At 71.5% G+C, this 13,131-nt stretch carries 13 protein-coding genes and 1 pseudogene; 7 read left to right on the forward strand and 7 right to left on the reverse strand.

The window, feature by feature from the left end:
* Nucleotides 1–51: 51 nt before the first annotated feature.
* A complete protein-coding gene (gene nudC, locus AB0877_RS08225; protein WP_366607832.1) occupies nt 52–1,011 on the forward strand; it encodes an NAD(+) diphosphatase in 960 nt (319 codons plus the stop codon).
* A gap of 128 nt (nt 1,012–1,139) precedes the next feature.
* Here nudC and AB0877_RS08230 read toward each other — a convergent pair whose 3' ends face one another.
* The 3 genes from AB0877_RS08230 to AB0877_RS08240 all read right to left on the reverse strand — a co-directional run bounded on the left by AB0877_RS08230 (nt 1,140) and on the right by AB0877_RS08240 (nt 2,969).
* Nucleotides 1,140–1,415 carry a hypothetical protein gene (locus AB0877_RS08230; protein ID WP_366607834.1) on the reverse strand — a complete coding sequence of 92 codons (276 nt, stop codon included), beginning with the start codon at nt 1,413–1,415 and terminating at the stop codon, nt 1,140–1,142.
* A gap of 259 nt (nt 1,416–1,674) precedes the next feature.
* Complete coding sequence (locus AB0877_RS08235; protein ID WP_366607836.1) at nt 1,675–1,914, reverse strand: DUF397 domain-containing protein; 240 nt, start codon at nt 1,912–1,914, stop codon at nt 1,675–1,677.
* Nucleotides 1,915–1,988: 74 nt separating this feature from the next.
* Complete coding sequence (locus AB0877_RS08240) at nt 1,989–2,969, reverse strand: helix-turn-helix transcriptional regulator (protein ID WP_366607838.1); 981 nt, start codon at nt 2,967–2,969, stop codon at nt 1,989–1,991.
* Nucleotides 2,970–3,183: 214 nt separating this feature from the next.
* Here AB0877_RS08240 and AB0877_RS08245 point away from each other — a divergent pair.
* Nucleotides 3,184–4,356: pseudogene (locus AB0877_RS08245) on the forward strand (MFS transporter); the annotation flags it as partial.
* A 235-nt stretch (nt 4,357–4,591) separates the two neighbouring features.
* On the opposite strand, the gene AB0877_RS08250 reads toward AB0877_RS08245, so the two are convergent.
* Nucleotides 4,592–4,834 (reverse strand): mycoredoxin, encoded by a 243-nt coding sequence (locus AB0877_RS08250; protein WP_366607840.1) that lies wholly within the window; start codon nt 4,832–4,834, stop codon nt 4,592–4,594.
* Between the two features lie 92 nt (nt 4,835–4,926).
* Here AB0877_RS08250 and AB0877_RS08255 point away from each other — a divergent pair, with 92 nt between their 5' ends.
* The 3 genes from AB0877_RS08255 to AB0877_RS08265 all read left to right on the forward strand — a co-directional run bounded on the left by AB0877_RS08255 (nt 4,927) and on the right by AB0877_RS08265 (nt 7,958).
* The gene (locus AB0877_RS08255; RefSeq protein ID WP_366607842.1) at nt 4,927–7,092 is read left to right on the forward strand and encodes an ATP-dependent DNA helicase UvrD2; all 2,166 of its coding nucleotides are present in this window, start codon (nt 4,927–4,929) and stop codon (nt 7,090–7,092) included.
* 121 nt (nt 7,093–7,213) lie between these two features.
* Entirely contained in the window at nt 7,214–7,462 is a 249-nt protein-coding gene (locus tag AB0877_RS08260) for a hypothetical protein (RefSeq protein WP_366607844.1), read from the forward strand.
* Nucleotides 7,463–7,592: 130 nt separating this feature from the next.
* On the forward strand, nt 7,593–7,958 hold the full coding sequence (locus AB0877_RS08265; RefSeq protein ID WP_030490434.1) for a WhiB family transcriptional regulator: 366 nt from the start codon (nt 7,593–7,595) through the stop codon (nt 7,956–7,958).
* A 339-nt stretch (nt 7,959–8,297) separates the two neighbouring features.
* Here the strand turns inward: AB0877_RS08265 and AB0877_RS08270 are convergent, their stop codons facing one another.
* The 3 genes from AB0877_RS08270 to AB0877_RS08280 form a co-directional block, all read right to left on the reverse strand.
* The gene (locus AB0877_RS08270) at nt 8,298–9,644 is read right to left on the reverse strand and encodes an AarF/ABC1/UbiB kinase family protein (protein ID WP_366607846.1); all 1,347 of its coding nucleotides are present in this window, start codon (nt 9,642–9,644) and stop codon (nt 8,298–8,300) included.
* Nucleotides 9,641–10,753 carry a TOMM precursor leader peptide-binding protein gene (locus AB0877_RS08275; RefSeq protein WP_366607848.1) on the reverse strand — a complete coding sequence of 371 codons (1,113 nt, stop codon included), beginning with the start codon at nt 10,751–10,753 and terminating at the stop codon, nt 9,641–9,643. Before AB0877_RS08275 ends, AB0877_RS08270 begins: the two co-directional genes overlap by 4 nt.
* Nucleotides 10,754–10,973: 220 nt before the next feature.
* A complete protein-coding gene (locus AB0877_RS08280) occupies nt 10,974–11,144 on the reverse strand; it encodes a DUF5679 domain-containing protein (protein WP_167457767.1) in 171 nt (56 codons plus the stop codon).
* A 513-nt stretch (nt 11,145–11,657) separates the two neighbouring features.
* Here AB0877_RS08280 and AB0877_RS08285 point away from each other — a divergent pair.
* Together AB0877_RS08285 and AB0877_RS08290 are read left to right on the forward strand one after the other, a co-directional pair.
* Nucleotides 11,658–12,191, forward strand: a complete 534-nt coding sequence (locus AB0877_RS08285; RefSeq protein ID WP_366607850.1) for a M48 family metallopeptidase — start codon at nt 11,658–11,660, stop codon at nt 12,189–12,191.
* Nucleotides 12,192–12,411: 220 nt separating this feature from the next.
* Nucleotides 12,412–13,020, forward strand: a complete 609-nt coding sequence (locus AB0877_RS08290) for a hypothetical protein (protein WP_366607851.1) — start codon at nt 12,412–12,414, stop codon at nt 13,018–13,020.
* Nucleotides 13,021–13,131 lie beyond the last annotated feature (111 nt).

A 13,131-nucleotide genomic window follows, 5' to 3' on the forward strand; every position in this document is an offset into this window, starting at 1 on the left:
GAGCGCTGGCGTGAGCGAGCGAGCCCCGGGGCTCCGCAGCGGGGGGCTGACGTGAGCGGGGAGGCGGCGCCGCCGTTGGCGCGGTCCACGCTGGATCGGGCCGCGCACCGGCGGGTCGACCCGCAGTGGTTGACCGAGGCGTGGTTGCGAGCCCGGGTGCTGCTGCTCGACTCGACCGACGAGGGTCGGACGCTGGCCCGCACCGAGACGTCACCTCCGACGTTGGTGCTGTTCGGGGCGGCGGACGTGCCCGCCGGGTCGGAGTCGGTGGCGATGTTCCTGGGTGTCGAGCCGGACGGGGTGCCGGTCTTCGCTGTCGACGCGCCTCTTCCGGCGATCCCGGGGACCCGGGCGGTCCACCTCCGGGAGGTGGGTCACCTGCTGGCCGACCGGGAGGCCGGCATCTTCACCACCGCGTTGGCGCTGGTCAACTGGCACACGCGACACGGTTACTCGACGAGCACCGGCGCGCCGACCGCGATGGACGAGGCGGGTTGGTCCCGGGTGGACCGCAACGGTGGGCGGATCTGGCCGCGTACCGACCCGGCGATGATCGTGCTCGTCCATGACGGCGTGGACGGCCCGGACGGCCACTGCCTACTCGGCAACAATGCCGCCTGGCAGGGCACCCCGGGTGGTCGCCGCTACTCCTGCCTGGCCGGCTACGTCGAGCCCGGGGAGTCGGCGGAGGCGGCTGTGCTGCGCGAGGTCCGCGAGGAGGTGGGCATCGGCGTCGAGCGCATCGGGTACGTGGGCAGCCAGGCGTGGCCGTTCCCCGGGTCGCTGATGCTGGGCTTCCTGGCCACCGCCAACCCGGCCGAGCCGGTGCGCGTCGACCCGTCCGAGATCGCGTACGCGCGGTGGTTTACCCGCCGGGAGATCGGGGCGGCGTTGGCCGGGCAGACGGTGGACGTGGGCGACGGTGCCCGGCTGATCCTGCCGCCTCCGTCGTCGATCGCGCTGTTCCTCATCCACCGCTGGCTGGACGGCTGGACGGACGCGGACCGCTGAGCACGGTCCCGACCCGTGGCCGCCGTTGCCGCGGCGGTCACGGGCCGGGAACACGGGCCGTCGTGGTCAGCGGGTGCGATCAAACGCGGCGGGGGAGCCGGTCCGACCACGACGGACGACCTGTGGGATCAGGTGCCGGTGTGGCCCGGTCTGTCTCGGAAGGCGGGCCGCGACTCGATCAGCGGGAGGACCTTGACCCGTTGCTTGCCGGCACGGACCGCGCCGACGGTGGCCAGGGCGCGGGCCAGTTGCAGCGCGGCGTCCCGGTTCTCGGCGTGCACGGTCTGCCGGCGCGACTCGGGCGCTGTCGTCTCGTCGCGAAGTCGGTGGCCGTCCGCCCAGGCGGCGGCGATGTCCCCGTCGGCGACGGCGCGGATGTCGGTGCGAACGATCAGGAACCGCATGAGGGTCTCCGGATGAACCGCGACGGATGAGCCAGTGTGGAAGTTCCACGTACTCGAGGCCATGTTACGCCCCGTGTTCGTCGCAGCAACTGAAACGCGCCTATCGGTTTCGAGCCTCGTCCGATCGGCGGATGCCTGCTCAGTGGGGTCGTCGGGTCGCCGAGAGGCGGTGTCGGTGGGTCATGGAGCGACGGTGTCGGCGGGTATGACGCGACGGGGCCGTCGGCAGTGCGCCGACGGCCCCGTACCAGTCACCAGGTCAGTTCAGATCGAACTGGCCCTTCTTCGCTCCGGTGATGAAGCCGAGCCATCCCGCGCGATTGAACAGCAGCACCGGGCCGCTCCGGTCCTTGCTGTCGCGCAGGGCGACCGCCGACGGTCCGGTGGCCAGCGGGGCGACCTCGACGCAGTTGGAGGTCTGGCTGCGTGTGCTGGTACGCCACGGGGCGTCCGCCAACGAGTGGGCGGAGACGGACGGCGTGTTGCGGATTTCGTTCATGGTTCTGCTCCTGAGGTGCAGCGATCCGATGGGACGAGTGGTGCCGCACGTCCCGACGGAAGGTCCCCCGTGGATCACCGGTCCGTCAGTCGCCCCGAATCCCGGCGGCGTTGGGTCGGCGCCGTTGCCGGCCCGAACGCCACTGTGGATGGGGGCGTCGCCTCGGTCAGCCGTCCCGTCGCCTCGATCAGCCAGGAGAGGGTGTCCGAGGCGTCAAGTGCCGCCTTGCATAGCCACTCGAACACCACTTTATAGCGATTTAGCGTGATTGACTCGGTCGACATGACGTCGGTGAAGCCACCTTCGATGGCCAATGTCTCCGGATCGAGGGGATCGGCGAACCGATAGACCGAGAAGGCGGTCGGCGGAAGGTACCAATCGCCGATCTGGGTGTCCCGGGGTAGCACGTGCAGGGCCACGTTGGGCAGCAGCGCCAGCTCGCAGAGCTGGAGCAGTTGTTCGTGCAGCACCTCCGGCGGCCCGGCCCGGCGGCCGAGAGCCGCTTCCTCCAACACCGCCGTGTAGCGGGGAGCGTGCGGCTCACGTGTCAGCAGCGACTGGCGGGCCAGTCGCGCCTGCACCTCGGTCTCCGGCTCGTCGCCGGGCTCCGGCTCGCCCGCGCCCGCGTTCACCTGCCGGGCCGACACGATCCGGAGCTGGGCGTACCCGGGGGTCTGCAACAGGCCCGGCACCAGCACCGGGTTGTACTCGGAGATCTCCGCGCAGCCCGCCTCCAACTCGGCCCAGCCGCGCTGTTGCTGCGTCATCACCGGGAAGTTCTTCAACCAGCCGCGCATGTCGCCGGCCTCGTTGGTGATGCCCAGCAGCTCGTCGTGCAGCGCCTGGTCGGCGCCGTAGAGGTCGAGCAGGTCGCCGACGTCCTGCGGGTCCGGTCGACTGCGGCCGTTCTCCAAGCGGGACAGTTTGGACGCGGAGGCCCAACCGATACGCTCGATGACCTGATCGCCGGTGAGACCCGCAGCCTCACGGAGGCGGCGCAGCTCGATGCCCAACCGGCGACGACGCAGGATCGGGCTGGGTGCGGCAGGAGGCACAGTGTCCTCTTTCCCGTCGACCGCCGCAGACGCGACGGTAACTGTATGAAATTCGCCCCCCACGGTCAGTATGGACGGCGCGACCGGTGTCGGAGGTTCCGGCGAGGGCGTGTCTTGCGAAAATCGCACCACGGGAATGCCGGATAACGACGGACCCGCGGTCGCGGCCCGTCGACCTCGCCCACCCGGGCACGCCATCCCGCCGGAGGGACCCATGCGCACGATCCTGCGCCGACCCGACTTCCGTCTGCTCTTCGGCGGTCTGCTGGCCAGCATGACCGCCGAGTCGATCCTGCTGCTCGCACTCGCCATCTGGGTCAAGGATCTGACCGGCTCGAACGGGTTGGCCGGTGCCACGATCTTCGCGGTCATCGCTCCGATGACGCTGGCGCCGCTGGTCGGCTGGGTTGTCGACCGTTACCCGCGCCGACCGTTCTTCGTGGCCGCGAACGTGTTCACCGCAGCCCTGCTCGCCCCGTTGTTCACCGTCCGCGACGCGGGCGACGTCTGGGTCGTCTATCTGGTGGCGGCCCTGTACGGACTCGCGTCCATCACGCTCGGGGCGGCGCTCAGTGGGCTCATCCGCGAGATGGTGCCGATCGAGCTGCTGGGGGAGGCGAACGGCGTTCTGCAGACCGTACGTCAGGGGATTCGACTTGTCGGCCCGCTGGTGGGCGCGGCGCTCTACGCGGCGCTCGGCGGATGGGCGCTGGCCGGGATCGGCATGGTCGGATTTCTGATCGCGGCGGCGGTGGTCACCGCGCTGCCCACCCCGCAGCAGCGGCAATCTGCCGTCCGGCTGCGGTGGCCGGCCGAACTGGGCGCCGGTCTGCGGCACCTGGCCGGTGAGCCGGCCCTGCGGCGGGCCCTGCTCGGCTACGGGCTCGGGTCACTGGTGATGGGCTTCAGCGAGTCGCTCATCTTCGCCTACGTCGACCAGGGGCTGAACCGGGATGCCGCGTTCGTGGGGGTGCTGTTCACCGTGCAGGGCGTCGGTGGGTTGCTCGGTGGGCTCTGCTCACCGACGCTGGTCCGCCGGCTCGGAGAGGTCGGGACGCTGGCCGCCGGGGTCGCCTTCTTCTCTCCGGCCGCGCTCGCGCTCGCGTTCCCCGATCTGTGGCTCGGGTTCGCGGCGGTGCTGCTGGCCGGGGTCTCGCTTCCGCTGACGATGGTGGGTCTGCACACGCTGATCCAGCGCCGCACGCCGCCTTCGCTGGTCGGCCGGGTCGCCGCCGCCACCCAGGCGGTGGTCCGCGGGCCGCAGGCGGTCTCCATCGGGGCGGGGGCCCTGCTGGTCGGGTTCCTGGACTACCGGCTGCTGTTCGCGCTGGTCGGGGTGGCCACCCTGGCCGCCGGCAGCTACCTGTGGCGGGGCCGGCACCTGAGCGCCCCGGCCGGGGCCCGCCCGCCGACGCCGCCCACCCGCCCGACGCTTCCGGCACCCCGCCGTCCGGCCGAGGACGCCGACCGGGCCGGGCTTCCGGCACCCCGCCGTCCGGCCGAGGACGCCGACCGGCCCGGGCTTCCGGCACCCACCGACGGTGGCTACCGGGGCCGCTTCCCGAAGACGACGAGCGGCCGCCCCGGGTGGGGCGGCCGCGCACCGAGAATGAACCGGCAGATCAGGCGCTGAGTGTCTCCAGGTGCTGCTTCACCTGGGTGATCGAGGGATTCGTCAGGGCGCTGCCGTCGGCGAAACGCAGCGTCGGCACCGTCTGGTTACCGCCGTTGACGCTCATCACGAAGTCCGCGGCCTTCGGGTCCTGCTCGATGTCGACCACCTCGTACCCGATGCCCTCCCGGTCGAGCTGGGACTTCAACCGGTGGCAATAGCCGCACCAGGGGGTGGAATACATCGTCAGCATGGTCGGATCCTCCAACTCCTCCGGCCGCGACTTGGGGATCAAGCCGAGGCTGTTCGCTGCAACGCTGGGAGGAGCTGAGATGATTCCTGGTTGTGGTGGTTCACTCAGCGTCGGAACAGGTGCTCGCCGGGCTGGACCCGGAGCAACGCGCCGCCGTGACCGCACCTGCGGGCCCGGTCTGCATCCTGGCCGGCGCCGGCACCGGCAAGACCCGGGCGGTCACCTCCCGAATCGCCCACCGGGCCCTCTCCGGGGAGATCTCCCCCCGCCACGTGCTCGCGGTCACCTTCACCGCCCGGGCCGCCGCCGAGATGCGACACCGTCTCACGCTGCTCGGGGCGCAGGGTGTCCAGGCCCGGACATTCCACGCGGCCGCGCTGCGCCAGGTGCGGTACTTCGCCCCCCGGCTGCTGGCCGGCAGAGCCATGCCCGAACTGCTGGACAGCAAGGTACGACTGGTCACCCTTGCCGCCGCGCGGGTCGGCCTGCGTACCGACCGGGCGGCCGCCCGCGACCTGGCCGGCGAGATCGAGTGGGCGAAGTCGTCGCTGGTCGAGCCGACCGAATACGTGGTGGCCGCGGCCCGGGCCCTGCGCGACACACCGCACGAGCCGACGAAGGTCGCCGACGTGTTCACGGCGTACGAGCAGCTCAAACGGTCGAACGGCGTGATCGACTTCGAGGACATGCTGCGGGCCGCGGTGTGGGGCATCGAGGAGCACCCGGACGTCGGCGAGCAGATCCGCAGCCAGTACCGGCACTTCGTGGTCGACGAGTACCAGGACGTCAACCCACTCCAGCAGCGGTTGCTCGACGCCTGGTTGGCTGGTCGCAACGACCTGACAGTGGTCGGCGACGCCAGCCAGACGATCTACTCGTTCACCGGGGCGACCTCGGCGTACCTGGTCGACTTTCCCCGCCGGCACCGCAACGCCACAGTGGTCCGGCTGGTCCGTGACTACCGCTCCACCCCGCAGGTGGTCGGGCTGGCCAACGCGGTGATCTCCCAGGCCCGGGGCACCGAGGCGCGCCTGCGGCTGGAGTTGAGCGGGCAACGCCCACCCGGCCCCGAGCCGGACCTGCGGATCTTCACCGACGAGCCGGCCGAGGCGAACGCCGTGGCCGCGCGCTGCCGGTCGCTGATCGACGCGGGCACACCGGCGAAGGAGATCGCCGTGCTGTTCCGCGTCAACGCGCAGTCCGAGGCGTACGAGAAGGCGCTGACCGAGGCCGAGGTGCCGTACGTCGTACAGGGCGCCGAGCGGTTCTTCGAACGGACCGAGGTGCGCCAGGCGATGGTCGCGCTGCGGGCGTCCACCCGCTCGATCCCGGGGGAGACACCGCTGCCGGCCGCCGTCGTCGAGGCGCTCACCGCCGTCGGCTGGGCCCCGGACGCGCCCCCGGCCGGCGGCGCCGCCCGCGAGCGGTGGGAGGCGCTGTCCGCGCTGGTCCAGCTCGCCGAGGAGTACGCGGCCACCCCCGAGGTCGTGCCGATCGGCGAGGCCGCCTCGGTGGAGCGCCCGGTCACCCTCACCGACTTCACCGAGGAGTTGGCGCGCCGGGCCGCACAGCAGCACGTGCCGACGGTGGACGGTGTGACCCTGGCGTCCCTGCACTCGGCCAAGGGGCTGGAGTGGGACGCCGTCTTCCTGGTCGGCCTCGCCGAGGGCACCCTGCCCACCACCTACGCCAAGACCGTCGAACAGGTCGAGGAGGAGCGCCGGCTGCTCTACGTCGGAATCACCCGCGCCCGGGAGTGGCTCTGGCTGTCGTACGCCGCGGCGCGCTCGCCGGGTGGACGAGCCCGGCGGCCGTCGCGGTTCCTGCCTCAGCTGGACCGCTCCGGCGGCACGGAACGGGCGACCGGCGGCACGGGTCCGGCCCGTGGTCCCGAGCGACGGCGGACCCAGACCGTGTCCTGCCGGATCTGCGGCGCGACCCTGCTCGCGGGCCCGGACCGCAAGCTCGGCCGCTGCCCCACCTGCCCGTCCGACATAGACGACGAGCTGCACGAACGGCTGCGCGAGTGGCGGCAGCGGGTGGCCGGCGCGCAGAAGGTCCCGGCCTACGTGGTCTTCACCGACGCGACGCTCGTCGCCCTGGCCGAGCGCCGCCCGGGTCGGTCGGAGGAGCTGATCGCCATCGCCGGTATCGGGCCCCGCAAGCTGGGTCTGTACGGGGACTCGGTGCTGGCCCTCGTGGCCGGTGCCGGGGTGGACGATGTATGCCCTGAGAAAACTTTCGAAATCTCGTCGTAAATTCGTTTGCCCTCGCCCCGGCGCGAGGAATAGCCTCAGGACACACCACGCGAGCGGCGCCATTCCGGCTGCTCACGAGGTCGGTCTAGTCGATTCGAGGAACGTGAGGGAGGTGGCACCCGTGAAGATCTTCACCTATGAGCGTCTGGCGGCGATGCCGTCTGTCTGCGCTCCGCTGTCGGCTGTCCGGGTGGCCCTTGCGGCTGCACGACCGTCGGTTCCACAGGTGCACCAGGTTCAGGCCGAGCTGACCCTGACCGTCGCGCCCGCTGGAGTCGAGGGGACCAGTGGCTTCACGGGCAATGGCATCCAGGTCGTCAAGAAGCGCATGGATGTCCGCGGCGTTCCACCTCGAGGTAAACCGGTCTGACCATCAGACTCCGGCTCACCTCGAGGCCGCGGAACCCGCTTACCGGGATCCGCGGCCTCAGTTTTTTGCCCGCCGTAAGTACGTCGGAATGCGATCCACGAGATCGAAGTGAGAGAGAGGTGACCGGGAGATGAGTCTGGCGTTGGCCCCCCTCGACATGAGCGTCGAGATGGAGGCGAACCTGCCCTGCCGGAAGTTCGACCCCGACCTGTGGTTCTCCGACTCGCCCACCGAGCTCGAGCTGGCCAAGTCACTCTGCGGGGACTGCCCGCTGCGTGTCGAATGCCTGGCCGGAGCCGTTGAGCGAGCGGAGCCGTGGGGCGTCTGGGGCGGCGAGATCTTCGAGCGTGGCGCGGTTGTCCCGCGTAAGCGGCCCCGTGGCCGTCCGCGTAAGGAGGACGTCGCCCGTGACGCCGAGCTTCGGGTCGAGGCCGAGGCGCGCCTGGCGGCCAGTGGGCTGTCCGAGGTGCGTGGCGCGGTCCGGCTGGCAGCCTGACATGTTCCCGACCCGTTCCAACTACGCCGGTGGCACACCGGCAGTGAGTGAGAAGACGATGTTGAACGTTCCGAGTGGAGCCTTCGAGATGCAACTACTCCACGAAGCGTTGTCCCGGGCTCGAATGCGCCGGCCTCAGGCCGGTCGTACCACCACGAGCACTGAGGCAACCCGATCCGCCCGTACCGTCGCCATGACCAGCCGCAATCAGGCGGCCCGCGACCTGGGCGTTCTCTAGTACCACCCCACGCAGAAGGGCGGGTGCCGACTGGCACCCGCCCTTCCCCATGTGATCAGCCGCCCGGCCTCGACGTGATCAGCCGCCCCGGGTCTCGACGCTCAGGCGACCGGGGCGAAACCGGGCAGCCAGCGCTCCAGGATGCTCCGGTACGGCGCCTTCGCCTCCAACTGGCACAGCACCCCGATCGACCCGAGCGTCACCCGGTGGATCAGCAGGTACGACGGTGGCAGGTTGAGCTGCCTGCTCAGCTGGTACGTGGGGGAGCGAGGGCTGGCCAGTCGACCCGCCTCGGCCCGTAGCCAGGCCCGGGTGAACCGGAAGCCGTCCGCCGCTATGGGCTCCAGCATGGGGCGGATGAAGTCGAGCACCCCCTCGGCGTCGATCTCCTCGGCCGAGCCGATGAACCCCTCCGACCGCAGCCCCGCCACGACCTCGTCGGCATCGCCGCGCAGGGCTGTTGCGGCGATACGACCGATCGGCTCCGGGGTGCCCTCCGGCATCCGGGCCACCGCACCGAAGTCGATCACCCCGAGTCGACCGTCCGGCAGCAGCCGGAAGTTTCCCGGGTGCGGGTCGGCGTGCAGCAGCCCGGCCCGTTGCGGCGCGGAGAGGTGCAGGGTGGCCATCAACCGACCCGCCTCGTCCCGATCCTCCTCGGTGCCCTCGCGGATGATGTCGGCCAGCGGGGTGCCGGTCACCCATTCGGTGACCAGCACCCGGGGCGAAGCGTTGATCACCTCCGGGATGTAGATCTCCGGGTCGTCGGCGTACGCGGCGGCGAAGGTGCGCTGCGACTCGGCCTCCAACTCGTAGTCCAACTCCTCGGTGATCCGTTCGCGAAGCTCGGCCAGGAGCGGCTTGACGTCGAGGCCGGGCTGGATGGCCCGGAACATTCCGCCCAGTCGGGAGAGCTGCTTGAGGTCGGCGAGCAGGGCATCGCCGGCCCCCGGATACTGGATCTTGACCGCCACGTCGCGGCTGTTCGGTTCGCCCGACTCGTCGAAGCCCGGCTCGCGCCACCGCGCCCGGTGCACCTGGCCGATGCTCGCGGCGGCGGCCGGGACGTCGTTGAACTCGACGAACATGTCCCGCCAGTCGGGGCCGAGCTGCTCGGCCAGCACCTTGTGCACGCTGGCGGCCGGCAGCGGTGGCGCCGCCTCCTGCAACTTCGTCAGCGCCTGCCGGTAGGGCGCGGCGATCTCCTCCGGCAACGCGGCCTCGAAGACCGACAGCGCCTGGCCGAACTTCATCGCCCCGCCCTTGAGCTGGCCCAGCACGCTGAACAGCTGCTCGGCGGTGCGCTGCTGAATCTCCGCGGAGATCACGTCGGAGGCCAGCCCGGTGACGCGCTTGCCCATCCCGAGAACGGTCCGGCCGGCGAAGCCGAGCGGCAGGGCGGCGAGCTTGGCGGTGCGGGACACGGCGCGGCGCGGGATGTCGGTCACCCGGTCATTGTTACCGACCGGAGGGCCCCGCTGCTGCTCTGCGGCTGGGCTGGTGCGGACAGTCGGCCTCGCGAGCACGGGCACGCCGGGTGTGGCGGCCAGCCCCGGCGACGGAAATGGCCGGCACCGGTGATCTCCATGGCGCTGCCCAGCGTCTCCGGCTGGCCGCCGTCGAGCTGCCTCAGCGCCTCGGCCAGGGCGTACCCGCAGGCGGCGAGCAGCGTGCCGGTCGTCGCGGCGGCCACCGGGTCGGCGGCGGCGAGTTGCGCGGCGAGCCGGGGCCAGTCCGGGTCGCGGTCGGCCCGGTGCAGCTCGACGCAGTGCAGGCAGGGCCCGGCGGGTGGGCGGACCATCGGCCCGATCACCGGTACGCCCTCGCGCAGTGTGACCAGCAGGTGCGGCTGTCGGCGTTGGGCGAGACCGGCGGCCAGCAACGCCGGGGGTCGGTCCGTCCCGAGCTGGATCACCAGGTCGATCCGCCCGGCGCGGCGGGGGTGGGTGCCGGTGCCGGGTGCGACGCGGTTGACCGCGGCCCGCACCGCCGGTGCGAGCGGCCGACCCAGTTCGGCGGCGGGGATGCCGGTGCCGACCAGATCGACGGGGCGTACCGAGCCGGTGAGCTGGGGTATCACCTGCCCCACGCCGGACTGGGCCAGTGCCACGGTCAGCGGCCCGCCGAGCGCCCCAGCACCGGTGAGCAGGACGCGGGCGGCCCGCCGCCTGCGCAGGACCTGCGCGGGGGTGCCGGGCAGTCGGGCGGCGGCCAGGGCCAGCGCGCCGGCCTCCGCCGCGAGCCGGGCGCGGACCGTGCCGGTCAGGTCGCGGGGAAGCAGGCTGTGCGCGGCCACCAACAGGCCGGCGGCCCGCAGGGTGTCGAGCAGGGTACGCGCGTCGTCGGCGCTGACCTGGGCGGAAGCCGCCTGGATCAGCACGGTCCGCTCGCTGCGGCTGCCGTCGAGCAGGTCGAGCAGGTGGGCGGCGCGGGGGTTGGCCAACTCCAGTAGGGCGGCCGGCCCGGGGCCGACACCGAGTTGGAGGGTGTGTCGGTCCCGCCAGAGCCGGTTGAGGCCGGGCAGCAGGGTGGGGCGGGGCAGTACGGTGCGGCTCATGGTCACGAATCGTGACCGCGTCTTAGCGTTCAGTCGATCGTTGTCCACAGGCGGTCAGGCCGCTGTCCAGCGCTATCCACAGGGTTTCGCGAGTTTTCCACAGCCCTTCCCGCCTGTTGTCGGCCACCCGACAGGGCTCCCGCAGAGGCGGTGCCACTCGCGATTGGCAACGGGGGTGGGGTGGCCACCCGGCCACCCCACCCCCGTTCACCCGTTCGGGTCAGACCTTGGCCTTGCCCAGGATGCGGTTCACTGTTGTCCCGCATACCGGACACTTGCCCTTGGCCATGTTCATTCCGGTCTTCGAGACCTCGACGTGCCCCTCGAAGTCCCGCTTCTCCTTGCACTTCACGCAGTAACCGTTGTAGGTCGTCTGGGCCTGGTCGGCCACGGTGCCCTCCTCGTCTCGTCCGCCGGTCAAAACCGTCCCGGCGGGGTGCCCGGCGGCGGGCCACACGGGGCGCCGGCGCTGGGTCTCACTCCGCGGCCACCTTCGTGACCGCTGGTCCGCGGACCCTACCCAGGTCTGGGCAGTTCCATGTCAGCTGTGCATCGACACTGTGAGCAAGTCGACGTCGAGAGTGTGCATGGCGAAATAGGTCGGATAAGTCAGTTTGGCGGGGACACGCCGACCAAACCCTGACAGCCACCCGTGCGGGTGCCTCCGCGGCGCATCTCGGACGGTGATCACCTACGGTAGGAGATGTGCCGCGCACCGGCGCCGTCGGCGTTCACCAAGGGTGACGAGACGGCGTGATGGCGCTGCGGTCAAGAAATTTTCGGGACGCCTGGCGACCAATCACCATTTTCTGGGCGCGTGTCGTGCGGTTGACTCTTGCGGACCCCTGGTCAGTGGGCATTAGCTTTCCTTCGTGACACGTAGTCGAGGCTGCGCGGCCGAGTGATGGCGGGGACGCGCAAGCCGGTCGTCGAGGTGCGACGCAGTCAGCGTCGACGACGCACGGTGTCCGCGTACCGTGACGGTGAGCGAGTGGTCGTCCTCATTCCCGACCAGTTCTCCCGTGCCGAGGAGAGCGAGTGGGTCGACCGGATGCTCGCCCGGTTGGCCGCCCGGGAGGGGCGCCTCGCCCGGTCCGACGACGAGTTGCTGGCCCGCGCCAACCGGCTCATCGACCTCTACCTCGCCGGATACGCCACGAAGGCGGTGCCGGCCAGCGTCAGATGGGTCACCAACCAGAACGGCCGGTGGGGCTCCTGCACGCCGGCGGACCGCAGCATCCGCATCTCGCACCGCGTCCAGGAGATGCCCGACTGGGTGATCGACTACGTGGTGCTGCACGAGTTGGCGCACCTCATCGTGCCCAGCCACAACGCCCGGTTCTGGGCGCTCGTCGGTCGCTATCCCAAGGCGGAACGCGCCCGCGGCTACCTCGAAGGGGTCGCCGCCGCCTCCTCCTGCGCGCCGCTGCCCACCTGATCCCGCACTGCCGCCCCGAGCCGGTGGCTACGCGGGCCGAGTCGCGGGGTGCCACCGGGGACGCGAACGCCTAGATCCACTCGCGTTCCTGAATACCGCGCTGTCGGGAGTTCCGGGACACCGCGACTTCATGGAAGCCGAGTCGATCATGCCGCCGGGTCCCGCTCAGCTACCTGGGTCGGGCGGGTCGGGTGGCGGGGTGGGGCGCTAGGGTCGGGGGATGGCGCGACGGGTGGTGGTGGCGTTGCTCGGGCCGGTGCACTGGTCGCCGCCCGGCGTCGACCGGGCGCAGTGGCGGGCGGCGCTGGCGGAAGACGTCATCGACCTGTTCGCCACGCTCAACGAGGTGGAGGTCGCGGTCGCGGTGACCCCGGCCGACCGGGCCCTGGCCGATGCGCTGGTGTGGCCCGGCACAGCGGTGTACGAGGTGGCCGAGCCGACGCCGAACGCCGTCTTCGCCGCGCTGGAGGGGTACGACCAAGCAGCCGTGCTGGTCAGTGACGTGCCCGACCTGCCCGCCCTGACCGTCGGCAAGCTGCTGCGCCCACTCACCAGCCGGCCGGTCGCGGTGGCTCCGGTCGAGGGCGGTGGCCCGGGTCTGCTCGGGGTCGCGGTACGACTGCCCGCGCCCGACTGGCTGCCGACGCTGGAGCTGGACACGGCGACGCCGGCTGAGGCGCGCGCCAATGCCCCGCGCCCGGGTGACGTGGCGGTCACCACCGGCTGGCGACGGCTGCGCGGCCCGGCTGACCTGGCCACGCTCGACCCGGCTTTCGAGGGTTGGGAAGCGACCCGCGCCCTGCTCTCCGGGGCGGGCCGATCCACCTGAACCTCCCCCCGGCGAGGGGGAGGCCGACCCACCTGAACCGTCGGCACCGCCGGACACGCCGCGGGTGCCCGCCGTGGATCTGCGGGCACCCGCGGCGCAGGTCGTCGATGG

Origin of the sequence: Micromonospora sp. NPDC047644 (genome assembly GCF_040704315.1) — a bacterium.
Taxonomy (GTDB): domain Bacteria; phylum Actinomycetota; class Actinomycetes; order Mycobacteriales; family Micromonosporaceae; genus Micromonospora.